This is a genomic window from Corynebacterium sp. KPL3927 (assembly GCF_040225835.1).
Classification (GTDB): Bacteria; Actinomycetota; Actinomycetes; order Mycobacteriales; family Mycobacteriaceae; genus Corynebacterium.
The window spans coordinates 27,093-47,511 of record NZ_JBEHGD010000015.1 but is presented as its reverse complement, the minus strand read 5'-3'; the positions used below and the strand labels follow the sequence as shown (position 1 = coordinate 47,511).

Sequence of the window (20,419 nt, the reverse complement as noted above, 5' to 3'; positions counted from 1 at the left end):
CGTATTTTCTTTTATATCGGCTCAATGCTTCAGGCGAGATATTTTCGCGTTAAACGGCACTCTGCGCCGGCTTATCTGCTTCCTTATCTGGGGTGATAAGAGCGATAACCTCAAAGTGATGGGTGCCAGGAAAGGCATTGATTAGCGCCAATTTCTCAGGCTTGTACCCAGCGCTGTGCCACAGGGATAGATCGCGGGCAAAGGTGGCAGGATCGCATCCCACGTGAACCACGGCCTGCGGCTTTGCCTCCGCCACGGCGCGAATAACCTGCTCGCCCGCCCCAGTCCGCGGCGGATCGAGCACCACGGCACCAGGTTGGGGCAATTGCGCTGCAACCTGTTCTACCTTGGCGGATTTCACTGCGATATCGATATCGCGCAGCCCCGGCTGCGTAGACGCCGTTGCCGCGGGCGAATAGTCCACGGAAATGACTTTTCCACCGGTGGCATCAGACAATGCGGGCGCGAATAATCCGACCCCGCCGTACAAGTCCCAGGCGGTCTTGTGCTGGTAATCCCGGCCGGCCAGCCACTGCCCCGCCACAGCGCTATAAAGTTCCGGCGCCGCCACATGCGCTTGCCAAAAGGCCGTGGCGGGGAAGGAAAACTCGCGGCCATTGACGTATTCGACCACGGTGCCAGAGCCCTCGATGACCTCGCGAATGGTCTCCACGCGCCTGCCCCGCGAGGCCTTGCACGTTTCCACCACATGTCGGTTACCAGCGCCATCGAGAACCGCGACGATTTCGGCCCCCGGGGTAAAACGCCGCGCGCCGTCGCCTACCAAACCATCAATCAAGCCATCTGCTAATTGGGTACAACCGACGGAAGTCACCAGCTCATTCGAGCGGTACTTCCGCAATCCGGCGCGGCCTTGCTTGTCGACGCCCAACCGGACCCTCGTCCGCCAGCCCCGTACCGGCGGCAGGTCGTGTTGTTCAATAGCGAGGGACTCGAGCCCTTCTATGCCGCTGCGGCGCAGCTGTTCGCGGAGGACGTCCATCTTGATGGCGGGTTCCGCTGCGGGATCCAACTCGGCAAAATCGCAGCACCCGGCGCCTAGCTCTGCGGCGGGACAGCTACTGGGTACGCGCAGCTCACCCGCAGTAACTATGCTGTCGAGCTCGCCCTTGATAAAGGACTTTTTCACCTTACCCACTGTTGCGCGAACCGTGTCCCCCGGAAAAGCCCGAGGAACAAAGACGACGCGCCCATCCGGGGCGTGGCCGATGCCAAGTCCACCATGGGCCATGCGGTCGATGGTGACTTCCAGGGTGTCTCCGCGAGATAGTGCGGACTCATTCATTTTCTGCCTCGAACTCTTGTGTACTGCGATCTGAACTTGTGACAAGCCCGGCATTTTCTGCCGCTTCTACTGCGGCATCTGCGCGGCGCACCATCCACACGGTTAATGCCGTCACCAACAGCGTCAAGGGCCAGCCCATGACGATCCTGGTAATGCCCAAGGCGGTCGTCTCCCCAGCATCATAAATCGCCCGCTGGATGATAAACCGCGCCAAGAAAATAACGGCCCACCCAGCGGTGGCGATGGAATACGCCCTGCGCGCAAGCTTTACCTTTTGCCAGGCCATATCATCGCCGTTCAAGCCCTTCCAGATAACGCCAACGGCCGGCCACCGGAAGAGAATAGACAGCGCCGCGGCGATAAACAGGGCCAGTGACATCCAAATGCCGTATAAGAAGTAACCTTTGGCATCGCCGGTAAACCAAGCGATGGCGGCGCAAATGGCCACCCCGATAAGGCCAGAGATGGCCGGCTGGATGGTCTGTTTGCGAACGATGCGCCAGATGGCGATCACTACCGCCACACCCAGCGCGGAGATGAGCGCCGGGGTTAGGCCGTAAAGGCTATTAACTGGAATAAGGACGACGATGGGCAAGGTGGCCGCAACCAGGCCGGGAAGGCCTCCCATTTGTTCCAACAGAGTTGGCTCATTATCGCTGTCCTGGTCGTCGCCTAGCTGAGGAGCCTGCGGCTCCGGCAAAGAGTTACTCACGTAGCGTTCTGCTTTACTTACTTATCGGAATCGGGGTTAAACCCCTTGTCTTTGTCATGTGTAGGAGATCCATTCTCCCCCTTGCGTGGCTGCGCGCCCAAATCGCGCAGCTGCTTTTCGGCTTCCGCCTCGGCTGCGGGATCGGGGCCGCCTACCCCGTTTTCCGGGTGCCCTTGGGCCGCCTGCCCCTGGGAATTTGCGCCTGCTTGTTCCTGCTGGCGCTTTTCCATTGCTTGTTTGACCTGCTCCACCAGCTGCTTGGGCATGATGACCGGCAGTGCGTTGCCCGCCAAAATGGGATCCTCACCGCGGTAGACAAAAGTGCGCGATGCTACATCGCGCGCGATCTGCGCCAAATCCTCTTCAAGGCCGGTAGGTGCCGCAAGAGTCAAGCGCAGCATCCACCGCGGGCCTTCGGCGCCAATGACGCGGAGCTGACCGTTGTCATTCTTGCCGACGATTTCCAGCCCCCAAGGGCCTTGCTCCGTGGTGACGGATAGCCCATCGCGGCTCATGCCTTCCTTGATTTCTTCCACGGATTCAGCCCACTGGCCAGGCTTTCGCGGCGCTGCGAAGGCAACGGGAGTAATACGGCCCGCCTTGGTGACAATGTGCAGCATCTTCGGGCCTTGTTCACCCATTTCTACCTGGACCTGGGAGTCCTTGGGCAGCGGAATGCGCATCGAGCCAAGGTCCAAGATGCCGATGGAAGAATCAGAAAAGTCAAAGTCTTCGATATTGACGGAATCGCCATCAAAGGGGCCGGTTTCGCCATTTACGGCGTCGTGGGCAAACTCCGTTGGCACCTGTCCCGAGGCTGCGGCGGCATCGGCAGCCGTATCTTTTACGGATGCAAAGGAACTCGATTCAGCCGAAGCCGATCCTGCGGAATCAGCGGCAGGCTCTTGTGGCTGCGATTGTTGAGGGTTTTCCGGCTCTTCTTTCCGGCCGTCATCGTTTTTCTTTTTGCCAAATGGCCAAATGCCCATTTTGTAATCCTTCCTATACGCCGGTTGATCCGTAGCCGCCGGTACCGCGGACGGTCTCATCCAAGTCTTCTACTTCGCTAAAATCCATTAGTTCTACGCGCTGTACCACGAGTTGAGCGATGCGCATGCCGCGCTCGATCTCGATCGGGGTGTGGGGATCGTGGTTAATCAGGCACACCTTGATCTCCCCGCGGTAGTCAGCATCCACGGTACCCGGCGTATTGACAATGGACAGCCCATGTTTGGCTGCTAAGCCGGACCGCGGATGAATTAATCCCACGGTGCCCAGCGGCAAGGCCATGGCAATACCGGTGCCGACGAGGGCGCGTTCGCCAGGTTGGAGGGTAAGCGCCTCGGCAGCGTAAAGATCGGCGCCGGCGTCACCCCGATGCGCCCGAAATGGCATCGGCAGCTCTTTATCGAGGCGCTTAATTTTGACGTCTCCTACTGGCGTTTGTTCCTGCGGTAGCGAATTCGAATCAGTCACTTAGCCAATCCTACCTGCCCCAGTCGGTTCATTCTGTGCGTGGAGTGGACTAGAATGCCTAGGCGTGTCTGATATTTCTGCTCCTCAACCCGCTGCCCCGAAAGTGTTGTATCGCGAACGCCAATGGGTGCCGTGGTACTTCTGGATTTTTGCAGCGATCGTTGTGGCTTTAACCTCAGCTACGGCAGGTCTCAACCGCTCTGTGTGGTGGACCATCATTCCCGCAGTCCTGCTCGGCGCCATCGCTATCTGGGTGCTCATCACGTGGTCTGGGACCGTTGTTCAAGTAGAACAAGATGAAGATGGAACGCGGTGGCTGCTCGTCAAAGACGCACAGCTACCCAATGAGGTTGTCTCTCGTTCGATTACCGTTCCAAAGTCTGCTCGCCATAACGCGCTGGGCCCGCAATTCGATCCGGCCGCATTCTTGGTCTCTCATGCCTGGATTGACGAGCACGCCATGATGGTCCTCAATGATCCTGAGGATGACACCCCATATTGGCTCATTGCCTCGAAAGATCCAGACCAACTGCTCCGCGCCTTCCTACCGGAGCAACACGCTTAAGCATCTGGGATTCTGTGGGCTCGACCATTCGGAAGGGGTCTCTTAGGACTGCCCTTGGTTTTTCGTTACTACTGCGCCCCTCCGCGGGTTTTGTACTCTCAGTGAAAAGTCGGACTAGCAGGAGAACACAATGGGTTTCGGAGGAGCTTTAGGCAGAACTCAGAAAGATGGGAAACCCTGGATACCTCCGTGGTGGTTTTCCTTCGTGCTACTGCCGCTAATGGTCATCGCTGAATTCTACGTCAGTCAAGTAACCGGTTGGCGGGGAGTGTCCTCCTCCAACGTGGAAGGAGTCTCTTGGAGCGAAGTGAGCTCTGACGGCATCGTCCTTCATGTAGTGGGATACATGGCTTTTTACTTCGTTCTAGTGCTGCCCATCTTCTTGGTTCGTCGATATCTATGGGAGAAGCGACGAAAGCAAGGGAGCACACCGGATGAGAAGAGCAATGACGAGCAGCCTTAGATAGAACAGGATGACTGAGGGGACTTGACCCCAGAAAGTAGACACCCCGAGCGGTTAGGTCCCGCGCACATTGGGTGTCTGCTAAACAAGGAAAACTTCACACCCCCCGCCGCGTTTGCCTGTGTAAACTGCGGCGGGGGTGAATCTTTATCTGGGTTGTGCGCAGTAACGACTTGCTAGGCCAATACTGGCTGCTTAGGCACAATCCTTACAGATGGGCATGCCATCTTCTTCGTGCGAATAACGCTTATTGGACTGGACCAAAAAGCAGGAGCCGCAGGTAAATTCGTCTTCTTGGCGGGGAACGACCTGTACGTTGAGTTCCTCGCCGGTGAGGTCAACTGATGGCGGTTGGAATGCTTCGACGATTTCGCCATCGTCATCCATGCCATTGCTTTCGGGTTCAGCTGCTTTCAGTCCCTCTAAAGAGTCAGTTTCAAGTTCGTCTTCTGCACCGCGGCGCGGTGCGTCATAATCGGTGGCCATACTGCACGCCCCTATAAGTCGAGTTGCTTTAGGAATAGTTGTTTATCGATCGCGCATAGTAAAGGACAAACACCGATATGTCATCCTGCTGCTAAAAAATTCTTAGATTCTTCACCCCCGCATCGCTTCCATAGCACCATGTGCTGCTAAAAGTTCCTCAAATGCGGGTGCCAAATTCACCCCCGCGGCCCAGGTTAATTCACCATCAGCGGACCCCTTGTCCAGCCCAGGGTGATGGACTTTAGCTCCTGCCTCGCGAGCGATGAGAGCACCGGCGGCAAAATCCCAAGCGTTAATGCCGTGCTCAAAATAGGCATCTACGCTCCCCTCGGCCACGCGGCACAAATCAAGGGCGGCTGCGCCGATGCGGCGGATATCGCGGACCTGCGGCAGCAACTTAGTCAGCAACTCCGCCTGTTGCTTGCGCCGCTGTGCGCCATAACCAAATCCCGTCGCTACCAAGGAAAGCGCGGGATCATCTTGCACACCGCATCGCAGCGAGGACCGCGTGCCATCCGCAGCGGCAACCGTGGCACCTTCGCCTGCCGCTGCGGAATACACCTGCCCCCGCGCCACATTGACCACAGCGCCTGCTACCAGGCGGCCATCGTATTCCGCACCAATCGAGACCGCGTAGTCCGGAATGCCGTAAAGGAAATTGACCGTGCCGTCGATGGGGTCCACGGTCCACCGCACCCCGGTCGTCCCGTCAAAACTCGCGCCTTCCCCACCCAACAGGCCATCGTCAGGGCGGCTTTCCTTAATTGTGCGCGTAATAAACTCCTCGGTGGCGGTATCGACCTCCGTAACGGGATCGACGGCGCTCGACTTAGTCTGAGTATGTGCCGCAATACCGTCGCCAGCCACCAAGTCGGCGCGGCGTGCGCGAATAAGCTCCGCCGCACGCATTGCGGTAGATTCCGCAAAATCTCGCAGCTGCAAAAAATCTATGTCATGATCCATGCTAACCATTGTGCCTTCTTCTACACTTGCGGGCATGACTACTCATACTGGCCACTCTTTTGGCATCGATATCGGCGGCTCCGGCATTAAGGGCGCCGAAGTCGACCTCAATAACGGTGAATTCGTGGGCCCACGGCTAAAGATCCCCACCCCACAGCCGTCCACGCCACATGAGGTAGCTACGGTGGTGGCCCAGATCGTGCGCGAAAAAGAGTGGGACAAGCCCGTCGGCATCACCTTGCCCTCGGTGGTGTCCAATCACACGGTGCACTCCGCTGCCAATATCTCACCTGAGTGGGTCGGTGTGGATACCACTGAGTTGTTTTCGCGTTATCTAGACGTTGACTTTGTGGTCTTAAATGATGCCGATGCCGCAGGCCTTGCGGAAGTCGCGTATGGAAGCGAGTTGGCCAAAACCGGGTCAGTCATCTTTTTGACGCTGGGAACCGGCATCGGCTCAGCCTTCTTCCTCAATGGGCAGCTCTTCCCCAATACAGAGCTTGGCCACCTCACTGTGGGAGCTGACGAGGCCGAGGCAATCGCGTCCTCCGCTGCCAAGGAACGAGAAGGGCTGAAGTACAAGGAGTGGGCGGTTCGGCTCAATCGCGTGCTGCAAGAATACGAGAAATTATTTAACCCCCAGGCTTTCCTCATCGGGGGTGGCATATCTCGCAAATTCCACAAATGGGGACCCCACTTAACTATTGATACCCCCGTTATGCCTGCACAGTTGCAAAATCGTGCGGGTATTGTAGGTGCAGCGATGGCGGTATTAGAAGGCCTAGAGCCATAAAACCGCCGTTGCATTAACCCTATCTACCGGCATTGTGCAAAAATCGCCTATACTGGGCGGTCGATCCAAAATTGCATGGCTCTCGGGCGTGTCTGACCTGCATAAGGCCTACACCCGCTAGCATTCTTAATGCTATTGCCACCCTGTGCGGGTGCGGTGAGCTATTTCCATCAAGTAGTAAGTCGAAAGGGCGTACGTGGCAGCCACTGATTCTTCAGACCAGGCACTCGGCGAAGACGACAAGTCAGTCGAGGCATCTACTCCTGCAAAGAAGACCGCCAAAAAGACGGCAAAGAAAACGGCGAAGAAAACCGCCAAGAAGACAGCTAAAAAGACGACGAAAAAGACTGCCAAGAAAACGGCTAAGAAGACCGCCAAGAAGTCGGCGAAGAAATCAGCCAAGAAAGCTGTCAACAAGACCGTGCGAGCCTCTGCGGCGGAACCGCAAGACTCCCCTGCAAACTCCGCGGAGAAAGCGCCGTCGGAAGCTGAGGACGCAGAGGATCAACTCGACGCCGTTGAGCAAGACGCCCCTGCGGATGACGTCGACTTCGACCCCACCCACGAGGGCATCGAAGAGGACGAATTCGATGCCCCCACTGACCTCGATGAAGACGATATTCAGGAAGAGTTGGGCGAAGAAGATGACGAGAACGAAGCAGAAGATACGTCCTCGGTCTGGGATGAAGAAGAATCCGTCGCCCTGCGCCAGGCGCGCAAGGATGCACAGCTGACCGCCTCCGCCGACTCCGTGCGTGCGTACCTCAAGCAGATCGGTAAGGTTGCCCTGCTGAATGCTGAGCAGGAGGTCTCTTTGGCAAAGCGCATCGAGGCCGGCCTGTACGCGCAGCACCGCATGGACGAGATGGAAAAGGCTCGTGCGGAGGGCGATAAGGCTGCCAAGCTCTCCCCCATGGAAAAGCGCGACCTGCGCAGCATCGCAAGGGATGGACGCAAGGCTAAGAACCACCTATTGGAAGCCAACCTTCGCCTTGTGGTCTCCTTGGCCAAGCGATATACCGGCCGCGGCATGGCCTTCTTGGACCTCATCCAAGAGGGCAACTTGGGCCTTATCCGTGCGGTGGAAAAGTTCGACTACACCAAGGGCTATAAGTTCTCTACCTACGCCACGTGGTGGATCCGCCAGGCCATTACCCGCGCCATGGCTGACCAGGCCCGCACCATCCGCATCCCGGTTCACATGGTGGAGGTCATCAACAAGCTGGGCCGCATCCAGCGCGAGCTGCTCCAGGACTTGGGCCGCGAGCCCACCCCGCAGGAGCTGGCGAAGGAAATGGACATCACCGAAGAAAAGGTGATGGAAATTCAGCAGTATGCGCGCGAGCCCATCTCGCTGGACCAGACCATCGGTGATGAGGGAGATTCCCAGTTGGGTGACTTCATCGAGGACTCCGAGGCCGTCATCGCCGTCGATGCTGTGTCCTTCACCTTGCTGCAGGACCAGCTCCAGGACGTGCTGACCACGTTGTCTGAGCGCGAAGCCGGCGTCGTGCGCCTGCGCTTCGGGCTTACCGATGGCATGCCGCGCACTTTAGACGAGATCGGCCAGGTCTACGGCGTTACCCGCGAGCGCATCCGTCAGATCGAGTCCAAGACGATGTCGAAGCTGCGCCACCCCTCTCGTTCGCAGGTATTGCGCGATTACCTCGACTAGATAGCTCGCCCCCGCCCCGCACAGCGTTAAAGGCCGCACCACCGTGGTGCGGCCTTTTTATGTGCTTTTCCCTCCTGCGGGGCTGGCGCGGCGAAAGAAGCGCGGCGCCAGCCCCGACTGGCCGGCCAGCAGCCATCTAGCCGACAGGGAATCGCGCTACCACTTACGCAAGTAATTGATGCGCTCGCGCAATTGGTCCGCGCTACACAACGCGGTGGGCGGTCCGCCGCAGGCCTTGCGGACCTCGGTGTGGATGGCACCGTGCGGCCGGCCGGAGCTCTGCGCGGCGATGGAGACCACCGTGTTGAGCTCCTTGCGCAGCGCGCCGAGCTCATCCACCACACCGGTATCCTCCGCGGCATCGGACTCTTGCTGCTTCGCGGCAGGCGCATGACCCATGCCGTAAATCTTGCGGCGGTGGGCCTCTTCTGCCTCGGCGGCCCGGCGCGCCTTCTCCTCGGCCTCGCGGCGGTCCATTTCCTCAGATTGCTTCTTGCGCAGGAGGTCTTTGACCTGGTCAGCGTCGAGGAGCCCGGGGATGCCAAGGAAATCGGCTTCCTCATCAGAGGTCATATCGCCGGTATTAAACTGCGAGCCGTTATACAGCAGGCCAGAGAATTCGGCTTCGGCGCCTAAAGACTCGTAGGACTTTTCCAGCATGTCCGGTTCGGTCTTTTTCTGGTTTGCCTGCTCGAGTAGCTCGTCGTCCCAGCCTTCTTTCTCCGTCTTTTCTTTGCCCAGAACGTGGTCGCGGGATTTTTCCATGTGCTCGGCAAGGCCGAGCAGCACGGGGACGGAGGGCAGGAATACCGAGGCGGTTTCACCTGGCATGCGGGAGCGCACGAAGCGGCCGATTGCCTGGGCGAAGAATAAGGGGGTCGACGCGGAGGTGGCGTAGACGCCCACCGCGAGGCGGGGCACGTCAACGCCCTCGGACACCATGCGTACGGCAACCATCCATTCATCGGTGGAGTCCGCAAATTCTTGAATGCGGTCCGAGGAGCCTGGGTCATCGGACAAAATGACCGAGACTGGGGTATTGGATAATTGCTTGAGGATTTTCGCGTAGGCGCGGGCGGTGGTGGTATCTGAAGCGAGCACGAGCCCGCCGGCATCCGGCATATTGCGCCGCATCTGCATTAAGCGGGTGTGCGCCGCCTGCAGCACGGCGGGGATCCATTCGCCCTTGGGATCGAGCGCGGTGCGCCAGGCGCGCGCGGTTTGTTCCACGTTCATGATGTCACCTAGGCGCGCGGAGTGCTCTTCCCCGGCGGAGTCCCGCCAGCGAGCCTCGCCGGAGTAGGACAGGAAGACGACGGGGCGCACGACGCCATCGGCAAGCGCATCGCCGTAATCGTAGGTGTGGTCGGCCCGCGAGACCTTGTGGCCTTCCCCATCGTCCTCATAGCGCACAAAGGGGATGGGCGATTCATCGGAGCGAAACGGCGTACCGGTCAGCGCGAGACGGTGGTTGACGTCGTCGTAGGCCTCCTTGACGCCATCGCCCCAGCTTTTGGCGTCACCGGCGTGGTGGATCTCGTCCAAGATCACGAGCGTGCGCCGCGCGGAGGCAACGGCGCGGTGCTTGAAGGGATGCATGCCCACTTGGGCATAGGTCACCACGATGCCATCCATGCTGGGGTTGACCGCAGAGGAGTTCGTGAAGGCAGGATCCAAGGCCAGGCCCACCCGCGCGGCGGCGGCAGACCACTGCGTCTTCAGGTGCTCGGTAGGCACCACGACGATGACGCGCTCTACCGTGCGGTCTTCCATAAGCTCCGTCGCGATGCGCAGAGCAAAGGTGGTTTTACCCGCACCTGGGGTCGCCACCGCCATAAAGTCTTGTGGCTTGGTGGCGAGGAATTTATCGAGGGCTGATTGCTGCCACGCGCGGAGGTTCGTCTTCTTAAACGTCCTCACTTGCGGCGAAGACCCTTAAAAACGCGTTCGCAATCGGGGCATACCGGCGAGCCCGGCTTTGCCTGTTTGGTTACCGGGAAGGTCTCACCGCACAGGGCAACGACGTACTTGCCGTTGACCGCGGAATCGAGGATCTGATCCTTTTTGACGTAGTGGAAGAACTTCGGCGTGTCATTATCCGTCGTCGAAGTGTCTTCACGAATATCTGGCCGTTCAATTGTCTTCGTAGTCGTAGTCACGCACCCCATTTTGCCGCATCAGCATCGAACTTTGCGAGTCATGCGTCTACCCTTGGAGAACATGCACACTCTACGCACTCCAACGTCGGCTCTCCTCTCCCCTGTTGTAGGGTTACGCGCCGCGCTCCAGGGAGGTGCGTAATTTAAGTGTTTGGCAAAAAGGAACGTTTTCTCATCACGGATGCCAAGCTCTCGCCCGCACAAGATCGCAGGCGCCGGGAGCTGTGGTACGGCTTTTTCCAATTCTTGCGCGTGCCGTCCCTGCTCATTGCCGGGGTCTTTTTGTACCTGCATTGGTGGTTGCTCGCGGCGATTATCGTGGGCGTGACCTTTCCTTTGCCGTGGATTGCCGTGGTCATTGGCAATAGCCGCGGTGAGAAGAAGGACAAACGGGATAAGAATGTCTATAAACCCGCGATGAATCGTCAGCTATATTCGCAGTATCAGAACCAACAGATTTCCCGCGGTGGCTCCAAGGCAATCGAATCTCAGCATTCCGTTATTGACCATGACGATACTGCCGCCGATTAGGCGCATAACCCGCATGAATAGCACGACTGGAAAGGATCTTCTCCCAGCATGATGTCCTTTGGCCCCCATTTCGATGCCACCGCGCTGCGCGATCTCGCCCCGGAGCTAGCGGAGGCTTTTTCGCAGGCCGGTTTTACTACCGATGGTTTAGCGGGGCATTTGGGCCCGGAGCTTACGGAGGCCCTCTACCGCGGTGAGCCTGCCGCGGTAGCGCGCGGCACCGCTGGTAATTCCCAGCTGGATACGCTCATCCGCTTCTTCCTGCTGCATGAGCATCTGCCTGCCACGCTGCTTGCCGATGCCCTCGGGGCCCGCCTTGCCACCAAGCTCCTCGACACCGGCGTGGCGCTTTCCGATGATCGCGGCAGCATCTACATTGCCCTCGATATCCGGCCCCATATCATCGTCGGCTCCAACCGCCTCGTCTTTTCCGATGTCGATGCCTCGCTGGTGAGCCACGTCCCCGGCGCGGATCACGTCTTGGGTGTCGGGGCGGCAAGCCTCTCGCTATTGCAATCGACGCCGGTAAGCCCGGTATCAACGGTGCTCGATCTGGGCACCGGCTCGGGCGTGCAGTTGCTGGGTCAGCTCGAGTGCGCGCGCAGCATTACCGCGACGGATGTCCACCGGCGCGCGCTTGATTTGGCCGGCGCCACCGTCGCTGCCGCGGGGGCGAGTACAGAGGTTGAGCTTGTAGAGGGCTCGTGGTTCGAGCCCGTTGCCGGACGCGCCTTTGACCGGATTGTTGCCAACCCACCATTCGTCGTCGGGCTTCCCGAGGTGGGCCATGTCTACCGCGATTCTGGCTTGAACTTGGATGGGGCAAGCGAATTGGTGGTTTCTCAAGCCGTTGACCACCTCGCCCCGGGCGGAACCGCGCATTTGCTCGCCGCCTGGGTGCATACCGGTGGGCAGACCTGGCAGCAGCGCGTGGCCTCGTGGCTGCCGGATAAGGGTGTGGCTGCCTGGATAATTCAGCGGGATGTCGCCGATCCTTCCCTCTACGTATCCACCTGGCTCAAGGATGAATCGCTTGATGTGCGCAGCGATGAGGGCAAGGCGCGCTCAAAGGCCTGGCTGGATCATTTCCACCACCACGATGTCACGGGTATCGGGTTTGGGTTCGTCGCCATCCAAAAAATTGCCGAAGACGCGCCCTCCGATATCTTGGCCGAAGAAATGCCGCAGCACTTTAGTGACCCATTGGGACCCGAGGTAGAGGAATACTTCGCTCGCGTGGCGTGGCTGCGCGACTTGGTTCCTGGTGAGCTGGAGGGCAAGCACTTTCAGGTACGCCCACAGATGGCGAAGGAAGAAGTCAGCGTGGCCGATACCGATAACAAACAAGGATTTAACCGGGCGGTGATCCGCCTCACCCGTACCGATGGGCCCCGGTGGAGCCACGAAGTTGATGAGCACTTGGCCGCAATCGTTGCTGGCCTATCTCCCCAAGGACTCAACCTCGGCGAGACCGTGGGCCTCTATGCTGCCGCACACGGCTTCGATGAAGCAGAACTGACCGCCGCCGCGCTTCCCGCCATTATCGATCTGGTCCGCCACGGCATGCTCATTCCCGCCGATCTGCTGCTCGAGGACGACGCTGCCCCAACAACCCACACCAATTAGCACCGGATAGCACCGCATACCTCTGAATAGCTAAGAAAGGAAGGGACTTTTATGCGCGCAGTACTAACCCGCGTGTCCAAAGCCGCGGTCACGGTTGCGGGTGAAACCGTCGGCGCCATTGACTGCCCGGAAACCGGCGGGCTTTTAGCCCTCGTCGGTGTTTCCAGGGAGGATTTGGACGATTGGGCACCGCGCGCGGAAAAGATGGCCCGCAAGATCGCGGAGCTGCGCATCCTGGAAGGTGAAGTATCGGTTGCCGATGCCGGAGCGCCGGTATTGGTTGTCAGCCAGTTCACGCTGTATGGCCGCACCGCCAAGGGGCGGCGCCCATCGTGGGCCGATGCGGCCCCAGGAGAAGAGGCCGAGCCGGTCATCGAGTACATCATCGAGCGCCTCCGCGAGCGCAATATCGCGGTGGAGGCAGGCCAATTCGGGGCTATGATGCGCGTATCTTCCGTCAACGAAGGCCCGTTCACGGTTTTGGTCGAGACCTAATTTCCTCTCACACGTTTTCTCTTCATCCGGCGTTTACCTGCACGAGCGCCCACTCACACCAGCGATTTTCTATGATCTAGCTCGCAAAGAGGCCGATATTGTTCAACAATGCATATGACTGGGCGCTGCGCAAGCTTTTTCAGAGTGATAATTTACCCAACCCAAATGTAATAAATTATTATCACGTGACATTACCGCGGGCTTATACTTAACACGTAACGAAGCGAATGGGCTGGATACAAGCTGAGAATTTAATTTCAGACCCTTGCCCGCGCACGCTGGTGAGAGAAAATATTTTCTCACTCCAGGGTGACAGGAGCCCTCTAGCTTCGGGCAACCCCATGCAGAGGAGGAAAGAAAATGTCCCACAAGCTCTTGCGCCACGGACCCGTCGAAAATCCAGAACACGGCGCGCAAAATCCGGAACAATTACCCGCAGAAGAAAAGCCACCCGCTGACGGCATAGAAACCCCATTTGCGGGCCAAGAAGGCGCCCCAGCGTGGAACAAAGAAGACACCGTTTGGATGCTCTCCCTGTTCGGCACCGCCATTGGAGCCGGCGTGCTCTTCCTCCCTATCAACGCTGGCATCGGCGGCATCATCCCGCTTCTTATTATGACCGTCGTCGCCTTGCCGATGACCTACTGGGCCCACCGCGGCATGACCCGCTTGGTCCTATCAAGCTCAAAGCCAGATGGCGATCTCACCGATGTCGTGGAGGAACACTTCGGTGTTAAAGCCGGCGTGTTGATGAATATCCTCTACTTCCTCTCCGTCTACCCCATCCTGTTGGTGTACTCGGTAACCATCACCAACACGGTCAATTCCTTTTTGGAACACCAATTAGGCATCACCTCACCGGATCGGTGGCTTACCTCGCTGGTTCTCGTAGGCGGCCTCATCCTCGTCGTACGCATGGGCAAAAGCGTGGTCGTCCATGTCATGTCCTACTTGGTGTATCCGTTCATCGGCATCCTGGTCCTGCTCTCGCTGTACCTCATCCCCAAGTGGAATACCGCGCTCTTTGATAGCTTCGACCTCGACGTCGCGCGCGAAGCCTCCGGCCACGGCATGGGCATTACCTTGATGCTCTTGGTCCCAGTCATGGTCTTTTCCTTCAACCACTCGCCCATGATTTCTTCCTTCGCCGTTGACCGCCGCCAAACCTACGGCAAGTACGCGGAATACAAGTCCCGCAAGATCTTGCTGCGCGCGGAAATCCTCATGGTCGTCGTCGTGATGTTCTTCGTATTCTCCTGCGCGCTCAGCCTATCGCCTGCTGATATGGCGGAAGCCAAGGAACAAAACATCACCATCTTGTCGTACCTGGCCAACCACTTTGACAACCCCGTCATCCAGTGGATTGCCCCCATCATCGCCATGATTGCCGTAGCCAAGTCCTTCTTGGGCCACTACCTCGGCGCTGCAGAGGGCTTCGAAGGCCTCCTAGTTAAGGGCAGCAAGAACGCCAATAAAGATGATGCAGAATCCAGCCACAAGCTCGACACCATCACGCTCGTCTTCATGCTGGTCACCGCATGGCTCGTTGCCTGGGCGGATCCTTCCATCCTCGGCATGATTGAGACCCTATGCGGCCCAACCATCGCCATCATGCTGTTCCTTATCCCGATGATTGCCATCCACAAGGTCCCAGCACTCGCCCGCTTCAAGGGCAAGGCCTCGAACTACTTCGTCTTCATCATGGGCCTTATTGCCCTCGCCACCATCATCTACTCCATCGTGCAGGCTTTCTAAGCAGCACCCCTTCTCAGGATTTTCCAGGAGAAAACCATGTTCATCAGCATCTTCGATATGTTCAAGATCGGCATCGGCCCCTCAAGCTCACACACCCTTGGGCCAATGAAAGCCGGCAAGGCCTTCGTTGACGAGCTCAAAGAAAAAGGCCTCATGGATAAGGTCACCCGCGTTCAGGCCAACGTCTACGGCTCCCTATCCTTGACCGGTGTGGGCCACTCCACCGATAAAGCCATCCTGTTGGGACTAGCCGGCGAAGAACCAGAAACCGTCGATATCGACGGCATCTCCGCCTTCATGAAAGGGGTCAACCAGAGCGAAACGCTCCTTCTCGGCGGCACGCACACGGTGAGCTTTCCCAAAGACGGCGGCATCTACTTCCACGATGAATACCTCCCCATGCATGAAAACGGCATGTGCCTTATCGCCTTTGCCGGCGAGGAAGACATCTTGCACAAGACCTACTACTCGGTGGGCGGCGGGTTCATCGTCAAGCAAGAAGACTTCGCCATGCGCGGACAAGATACCGTGGACGTCCCATTCGCTTATGCCAGCGCGGAAGAACTACTGGCGCTGTGCGAAACCAATAATATGACACTCCCGGAGCTCGGCAGGGCCAATGAAAAGGCGCTGCACAGCGACGAGGACATCGACGAGCACCTGCGCAAAGTCCGCGATGTCATGTACACCGGCATTAAGCGCGGCTCCACCACCGATGGCCCACTCCCCGGTGCGCTACTCGTACCGCGCCGCGCCGCCTCGCTGAAGCGCAGGCTGGAAGAATCCGATCCGCACGATGGCCTCAACATTTTGAGCTGGGTGAATATGTTTGCCCTGGCCATTTCGGAGGAAAATGCTGCCTGCGGCCGCGTCGTCACCGCACCTACCAACGGCGCATGCGGCGTCGTGCCTGCGGTCCTGGCCTATTTCGATGAATTCGTCGAGCCGGTTACCCCAAGCATGTTCGCGGACTATATCTTCGCCTGCAACCACATCGCCGCGCTCTACAAGATGAACGCCTCCATTTCCGGTGCGGAAGTTGGCTGCCAAGGAGAAATTGGCGTCGCCTGTTCCATGGCCGCGGCCGGGTTGGCCCAACTGATGGGGGCAACACCGGAACAGGTGTGCGTGGCGGCCGAAATCGGCATGGAACACAAATTGGGCCTGACCTGTGACCCGGTCCTCGGCCAGGTGCAAGTCCCCTGCATCGAGCGCAACGCCGTAGCTGCGGTTGACGCCATTACCAGCGCACGCATGGCCCTAGACCGCGAAAGCAAACCATGCGTCAGCCTCGATGAAGTCATCTGGACCATGTACAACACTGGCAAGGACATTAACGCCAAGTACAGGGAAACCTCACAAGGCGGCCTCGCCCTAGCCGTCCACCCGCCCATCCCGGTATGTGGTTAATGCCGGCAACCTAGGCTCCGGAAAGAGCGCCATATAAGGAGGTGAGTACTTGGGCACGGCCGGGTACTCGCCTCCTTTGTGGTTACTTTGTGGTACCTTATCAATAATCTGACAGGAATTATAAGGACATGCTTCAGCTAATGAACCTTTCTAGCAGCCATGCCCCCGAAGAAAACTTCCTCGAGCAGTACATACCACTCGTCGATTTCCTCGGTCAGGCCATGGGCCCTAACACCGAAATCGTGCTCCATGATCTCGATGTACCCGATAAATCCATCATCGCCATTGCCAACGGTCACATTTCCGGCCGCGAACTAGGCGGCCCGGTTACAGACTTTGCGCTCTGGTTCATGAAACAGGGCGACGCCGCTGCCGTTCCTATGATGACCGGGTACCGCGCGGTCAATAGCGAGGGAAAAGTCTGCCGCTCCTCGAGCTATTTCCTGCGCGATGCCACCGGGCATATGCGCGGCATGCTTTGTATCAATGTGGAATTATCCGAGCTTATCCAGATCCGCGATGCCGCTAACGCGTTGATAGGCGGTACCGAGCCGGCCATCGATAAGGCGAAGGCCTTCGGCGGCTACCCCGGCACCACCGCACCGCAGCGCACTCCCGCACCGGAAGCGCCCGCGCAGAAAAAGCCGGAGGCACCCTATAGCGAATCGCTGCGTTCCAACGTTGAGCACCTTTTGGACTCCATGCTGGATTCCGCGATTTCCACGCACTCCACCCCGGTCGAGTCGATGCAGCGCCACGAACGGCTAGAGGTCATCGCTTCCCTCGAGGATGCTGGCTTCTTCCTCCTCAAAGGCGGCATTGCCGCGGCGGCCACCCGGCTCGGAGTATCTGAACCCACGGTCTATCGCTACCTCGTACAGGTCCGCGGCTAAGACTTCCCCGCCACCTGGATGTAGCAGTTTTACTGCATCCACGTGGCGCATGCGCTTGCCGACGCCCCCAAAAAGGTGGGGCACAGCGGCCTGCACGTCGCCGTTTTAAACATTTCAGGATGCGTGGGAACTAAATGCGTCCTCACACCGTTGTACTTTTTGAAACAGGCGACAATTTCAGGAGGCTGAAAAGATGACGAATCCATCTGCCAACACCGCCAATGGCACTTCGACTGCCACTACTGATGAGGAACAGGAAGTAGACCGCGGGTCTCGCCGCAATCAAACCAATGACAATCCCTCTGCGGACTTGGTACGCGTCTACCTCAACGGAATCGGTAAGACCGACCTGCTCAGCGCCGAGGATGAGGTCGAACTCGCGCAAACCATCGAGGTAGGCCTGTACGCAGAATACAAGCTCAATAATGCAGAGAAGCTAACGCGCGCAGAAAAGCGCGACCTGAAGATCTTGGCCCGCGAAGGCAAGAAGGCCCGCTCCCACTTGCTGGAGGCAAACCTTCGCCTCGTAGTCTCCCTGGCTAAGCGCTACACCGGCCGCGGCATGCCGCTTTTGGACCTCATCCAAGAGGGTAACCTTGGCCTTATCCGCGCCATGGAAAAGTTCGATTACGCCAAGGGCTTTAAGTTCTCCACCTACGCCACGTGGTGGATCCGTCAGGCCATTACCCGCGGCATGGCCGACCAGTCACGCACCATCCGCCTACCGGTCCACCTGGTGGAACAGGTAAATAAGCTCTCCCGCATCAAGCGTGAGATGTATCAGTCCTTGGGCCGCGAGGCGACCAATGAGGAGCTGTCGGAGGAATCCGGCATTGATGAGAACAAAATCGAGATGCTGCTGCGCCAGTCGCGCGATCCCGTCTCGCTCGACATGCCCGTCGGCACCGATGAGGAAGCCCCATTGGGTGACTTCATCGAGGATGCTGAGGCTACCGATGCTGAGACGGCCGTCGTGGCCTCTATGCGGCACTCCGATATCCGCGGTGTCATTGACACGCTAGAAAAGCGCGAGCAGGACGTCATTCGCCTGCGCTACGGCTTGGATGACGGCGTTCCACGCACCCTTGACCAGATTGGTCGCCGGTTCGGGCTCTCCCGCGAACGCGTACGCCAAATCGAGCGTGAGGTCATGGCCAAGTTGCGCGATGGCAACCGCGCCGACCGCCTCCGCGAGTACGCGCTATAAAACTTTTCGCCTCCTGAACCTTCTTTAATCGCGACCTCGAACGTGCCGCCGAGAATTTTTTCCAGTGTGCTTTCGAGGTCGCGTTCTCTATGCAAGCGGCGAGCTCGAACTCGTCTCCTTAAAATCTCTCCAGCAAACTTAGGGGAACTTAAGCTAGTCTGGATACAAAATGTAAAAAGCGCTGTCTGCTTTGAGCACGGCACGCATTACTGTTTCTCAAAGAAAGGTATGCCCACGTGAGGGACCTCGTTGATACTACTGAGATGTACCTTCGAACCATTTATGAATTGGAAGAAGAAGGCATCACTCCCCTGCGCGCCCGGATTGCGGAACGCCTAGAGCAATCCGGACCTACCGTATCCCAAACCGTTGCCCGCATGGAGCGCGATGGTCTCCTCCACGTCCGTTCGGATCGGAGCTTGGATCTAACGGAAAAGGGACGCGAATTGGCTACGGCGGTCATGCGCAAGCACCGCCTTGCAGAGCGTTTGCTTACTGATGTCCTCGGGCTCGATATCAGCAAGGTCCACGATGAGGCCTGCCGCTGGGAGCACGTGATGAGCGAAGAGGTGGAAAAGCGCATGGTCACGGTCCTCGACGATCCCAGCCGTTCTCCTTTTGGCAATCCGATTCCGGCGCTGGCGGAGCTGGGCTTCCAGGTCCCCGAACCATCAATTGGGACGCGGGCTATCGATCTCCCCGATGGCGAAGAAAAATCCGCCAAGATTATCCAGATCAATGAGATCCTGCAGGTAGATGAGGCTACCTTCCGGGACCTTGCTGAGGCTGGAATCCGGATCGGTACCGAGGTCACCGTGGTCAATAATGGCGGTACGATTTCGCTTACCACTCCCTCGGGAAAGGTCATCACCTTGTCAGATGATTTCGCACACGCCGTGCGCGTGGAGGTCTAGGCCATGAAGCTTTTGGTTACTGGCGGTGCCGGCTATGTCGGCAGCGTGTGCTCCGCAGTCCTCGTTGAGCAAGGCCACGACGTCACCATCATCGATAACTTTTCCACGGGAAACCGGGATGCCGTGCCGCCCGCAGCCCGCGTGGTAGAAGGCGATGTGGCCGACAAGGCTGCAGAAGTACTGGGCGAAGGCGGCTTCGAGGGCGTCCTCCACTTCGCCGCCCGCTCGCTCGTCGGTGAATCCGTGGAAAAGCCGGACGAATATTGGCAGCACAACGTCGTGACCACGCTGCGCTTGCTCAACGCCATGCGCGATAACGATGTCAAAAGCCTCGTCTTTTCTTCCACCGCGGCCACCTACGGCGAACCGGAGCAGGTCCCTATTACTGAGGACATGCCGACCCAGCCCACGAATCCCTATGGCGCTAGCAAATTGGCTATCGACTACATGATTACCTCTTTTGCACAAGCCTTTGGGCTCGCGGCAACGTCCCTGCGCTATTTCAACGTCGCTGGTGCCTACGGCTCCATCGGCGAAAACCGCGAGATTGAAACCCACCTCATCCCCATTGTGCTGCAGGTTGCTCTGGGGCACCGCGATAAGATTTTCATGTTTGGCACGGATTGGGATACCCCGGATGGCACGCCGGTGCGCGACTACATCCATATCCGCGATCTTGCCGATGCCCACGTGCTTGCCCTCCACAGCAATGCCCCCGGCACCCACCGGATCTATAACTTGGGTTCCGGCGAGGGATATTCCGTCAAGCAGGTCATCGAGATGTGCCGGAAAGTCACCGGCCACGAGATTCCGGCGGAGATCGCCCCGCGCCGCGCCGGAGATCCAGCCACGCTGATTGCGTCCTCAGACAAGATCAAGCGGGAGCTGGACTGGAATCCTCAGCGCACCGACTTGGAAACCATCGTGACCGACGCGTGGAATTTCACTCGGCAATTGGGCGACCGGGCGCATTCGGCGCGGCGCTAAAAC

At 58.4% G+C, this 20,419-nt stretch carries 20 protein-coding genes; 12 read left to right on the top strand and 8 right to left on the bottom strand.

The window, feature by feature from the left end; genetic code table 11:
- Window positions 1-49: 49 nt before the first annotated feature.
- Genes ABRP86_RS08220 through dut form a run of 4 tightly spaced genes read right to left on the bottom strand, consistent with a single transcriptional unit; the run spans window position 50 to window position 3,494 of the window.
- Window positions 50-1,306 (bottom strand): class I SAM-dependent RNA methyltransferase, encoded by a 1,257-nt coding sequence (locus ABRP86_RS08220; protein WP_349863675.1) that lies wholly within the window; start codon window positions 1,304-1,306, stop codon window positions 50-52.
- Window positions 1,299-2,006: a DUF3159 domain-containing protein gene (locus ABRP86_RS08215; RefSeq protein WP_349863689.1), complete on the bottom strand. Its 708-nt coding sequence runs from the start codon at window positions 2,004-2,006 to the stop codon at window positions 1,299-1,301. The genes ABRP86_RS08220 and ABRP86_RS08215 overlap by 8 nt, the downstream gene beginning before the upstream one ends.
- A gap of 29 nt (window positions 2,007-2,035) precedes the next feature.
- Entirely contained in the window at window positions 2,036-3,007 is a 972-nt protein-coding gene (locus ABRP86_RS08210; protein ID WP_349863674.1) for a DUF3710 domain-containing protein, read from the bottom strand.
- A gap of 13 nt (window positions 3,008-3,020) precedes the next feature.
- The gene (gene dut / locus ABRP86_RS08205; protein WP_284849651.1) at window positions 3,021-3,494 is read right to left on the bottom strand and encodes a dUTP diphosphatase; all 474 of its coding nucleotides are present in this window, start codon (window positions 3,492-3,494) and stop codon (window positions 3,021-3,023) included.
- Between the two features lie 103 nt (window positions 3,495-3,597).
- On the opposite strand from dut, the gene ABRP86_RS08200 reads away from it, so the two are divergent.
- On the top strand, window positions 3,598-4,059 hold the full coding sequence (locus tag ABRP86_RS08200; RefSeq protein WP_005278947.1) for a DUF3093 domain-containing protein: 462 nt from the start codon (window positions 3,598-3,600) through the stop codon (window positions 4,057-4,059).
- 658 nt (window positions 4,060-4,717) lie between these two features.
- Here ABRP86_RS08200 and ABRP86_RS08195 read toward each other — a convergent pair.
- Window positions 4,718-5,008 carry a DUF4193 domain-containing protein gene (locus ABRP86_RS08195; protein ID WP_005278945.1) on the bottom strand — a complete coding sequence of 97 codons (291 nt, stop codon included), beginning with the start codon at window positions 5,006-5,008 and terminating at the stop codon, window positions 4,718-4,720.
- A 111-nt stretch (window positions 5,009-5,119) separates the two neighbouring features.
- Window positions 5,120-6,007 (bottom strand): inositol monophosphatase family protein, encoded by an 888-nt coding sequence (locus tag ABRP86_RS08190; protein ID WP_349863671.1) that lies wholly within the window; start codon window positions 6,005-6,007, stop codon window positions 5,120-5,122.
- Here ABRP86_RS08190 and ppgK point away from each other — a divergent pair.
- Both ppgK and ABRP86_RS08180 read left to right on the top strand, forming a co-directional pair.
- Complete coding sequence (gene ppgK, locus ABRP86_RS08185) at window positions 6,006-6,764, top strand: polyphosphate--glucose phosphotransferase (protein WP_349863668.1); 759 nt, start codon at window positions 6,006-6,008, stop codon at window positions 6,762-6,764. The two genes, ABRP86_RS08190 and ppgK, sit on opposite strands and share 2 nt — an antisense overlap.
- Window positions 6,765-6,960: 196 nt before the next feature.
- The gene (locus tag ABRP86_RS08180) at window positions 6,961-8,439 is read left to right on the top strand and encodes an RNA polymerase sigma factor (protein ID WP_349863665.1); all 1,479 of its coding nucleotides are present in this window, start codon (window positions 6,961-6,963) and stop codon (window positions 8,437-8,439) included.
- A gap of 156 nt (window positions 8,440-8,595) precedes the next feature.
- On the opposite strand, the gene ABRP86_RS08175 is transcribed toward ABRP86_RS08180, so the two are convergent.
- Together ABRP86_RS08175 and ABRP86_RS08170 are read right to left on the bottom strand one after the other, a co-directional pair.
- Window positions 8,596-10,359, bottom strand: a complete 1,764-nt coding sequence (locus ABRP86_RS08175; protein WP_023030626.1) for a DEAD/DEAH box helicase — start codon at window positions 10,357-10,359, stop codon at window positions 8,596-8,598.
- On the bottom strand, window positions 10,356-10,607 hold the full coding sequence (locus ABRP86_RS08170) for a DUF3039 domain-containing protein (RefSeq protein ID WP_005278940.1): 252 nt from the start codon (window positions 10,605-10,607) through the stop codon (window positions 10,356-10,358). The genes ABRP86_RS08175 and ABRP86_RS08170 overlap by 4 nt, the downstream gene beginning before the upstream one ends.
- A 138-nt stretch (window positions 10,608-10,745) precedes the next feature.
- Here ABRP86_RS08170 and ABRP86_RS08165 point away from each other — a divergent pair, with 138 nt between their 5' ends.
- The 9 genes from ABRP86_RS08165 (at window position 10,746) to galE (ending at window position 20,416) form a co-directional block, all read left to right on the top strand.
- Window positions 10,746-11,129, top strand: a complete 384-nt coding sequence (locus ABRP86_RS08165; protein WP_349863663.1) for a DUF3099 domain-containing protein — start codon at window positions 10,746-10,748, stop codon at window positions 11,127-11,129.
- A gap of 48 nt (window positions 11,130-11,177) precedes the next feature.
- Window positions 11,178-12,755, top strand: a complete 1,578-nt coding sequence (locus ABRP86_RS08160; RefSeq protein WP_349863660.1) for a DUF7782 domain-containing protein — start codon at window positions 11,178-11,180, stop codon at window positions 12,753-12,755.
- Between the two features lie 51 nt (window positions 12,756-12,806).
- Complete coding sequence (gene dtd, locus ABRP86_RS08155; protein WP_349863656.1) at window positions 12,807-13,250, top strand: D-aminoacyl-tRNA deacylase; 444 nt, start codon at window positions 12,807-12,809, stop codon at window positions 13,248-13,250.
- A 360-nt stretch (window positions 13,251-13,610) separates the two neighbouring features.
- Window positions 13,611-15,005 (top strand): SLC5/6 family protein, encoded by a 1,395-nt coding sequence (locus tag ABRP86_RS08150; RefSeq protein ID WP_349863653.1) that lies wholly within the window; start codon window positions 13,611-13,613, stop codon window positions 15,003-15,005.
- Window positions 15,006-15,041: 36 nt separating this feature from the next.
- Window positions 15,042-16,415 carry an L-serine ammonia-lyase gene (locus ABRP86_RS08145; protein WP_349863651.1) on the top strand — a complete coding sequence of 458 codons (1,374 nt, stop codon included), beginning with the start codon at window positions 15,042-15,044 and terminating at the stop codon, window positions 16,413-16,415.
- A gap of 128 nt (window positions 16,416-16,543) precedes the next feature.
- Window positions 16,544-17,308: a helix-turn-helix transcriptional regulator gene (locus ABRP86_RS08140; RefSeq protein WP_023022681.1), complete on the top strand. Its 765-nt coding sequence runs from the start codon at window positions 16,544-16,546 to the stop codon at window positions 17,306-17,308.
- Window positions 17,309-17,501: 193 nt separating this feature from the next.
- Entirely contained in the window at window positions 17,502-18,515 is a 1,014-nt protein-coding gene (locus tag ABRP86_RS08135) for a sigma-70 family RNA polymerase sigma factor (protein WP_005278926.1), read from the top strand.
- Window positions 18,516-18,751: 236 nt separating this feature from the next.
- On the top strand, window positions 18,752-19,429 hold the full coding sequence (locus tag ABRP86_RS08130; protein ID WP_349863648.1) for a metal-dependent transcriptional regulator: 678 nt from the start codon (window positions 18,752-18,754) through the stop codon (window positions 19,427-19,429).
- A gap of 3 nt (window positions 19,430-19,432) precedes the next feature.
- The gene (galE, locus tag ABRP86_RS08125) at window positions 19,433-20,416 is read left to right on the top strand and encodes a UDP-glucose 4-epimerase GalE (RefSeq protein ID WP_237800525.1); all 984 of its coding nucleotides are present in this window, start codon (window positions 19,433-19,435) and stop codon (window positions 20,414-20,416) included.
- Window positions 20,417-20,419: the final 3 nt, after the last annotated feature.

Bases quoted from the DNA above. Each gene is read 5' to 3' on its own strand.
- ABRP86_RS08220 (WP_349863675.1), bottom strand. From the start codon at position 1,306: ATGAATGAGTCCGCACTATCTCGCGGAGACACCCTGGAAGTCACCATC.
- ABRP86_RS08210 (WP_349863674.1), bottom strand. From the start codon at position 3,007: ATGGGCATTTGGCCATTTGGCAAAAAGAAAAACGATGACGGCCGGAAA.
- ABRP86_RS08195 (WP_005278945.1), bottom strand. From the start codon at position 5,008: ATGGCCACCGATTATGACGCACCGCGCCGCGGTGCAGAAGACGAACTT.
- ppgK (WP_349863668.1), top strand. From the start codon at position 6,006: ATGACTACTCATACTGGCCACTCTTTTGGCATCGATATCGGCGGCTCC.
- ABRP86_RS08190 (WP_349863671.1), bottom strand. From the start codon at position 6,007: ATGCCCGCAAGTGTAGAAGAAGGCACAATGGTTAGCATGGATCATGAC.
- ABRP86_RS08170 (WP_005278940.1), bottom strand. From the start codon at position 10,607: ATGGGGTGCGTGACTACGACTACGAAGACAATTGAACGGCCAGATATT.
- ABRP86_RS08160 (WP_349863660.1), top strand. From the start codon at position 11,178: ATGATGTCCTTTGGCCCCCATTTCGATGCCACCGCGCTGCGCGATCTC.
- dtd (WP_349863656.1), top strand. From the start codon at position 12,807: ATGCGCGCAGTACTAACCCGCGTGTCCAAAGCCGCGGTCACGGTTGCG.
- ABRP86_RS08150 (WP_349863653.1), top strand. From the start codon at position 13,611: ATGTCCCACAAGCTCTTGCGCCACGGACCCGTCGAAAATCCAGAACAC.
- ABRP86_RS08145 (WP_349863651.1), top strand. From the start codon at position 15,042: ATGTTCATCAGCATCTTCGATATGTTCAAGATCGGCATCGGCCCCTCA.
- ABRP86_RS08140 (WP_023022681.1), top strand. From the start codon at position 16,544: ATGCTTCAGCTAATGAACCTTTCTAGCAGCCATGCCCCCGAAGAAAAC.
- ABRP86_RS08135 (WP_005278926.1), top strand. From the start codon at position 17,502: ATGACGAATCCATCTGCCAACACCGCCAATGGCACTTCGACTGCCACT.
- galE (WP_237800525.1), top strand. From the start codon at position 19,433: ATGAAGCTTTTGGTTACTGGCGGTGCCGGCTATGTCGGCAGCGTGTGC.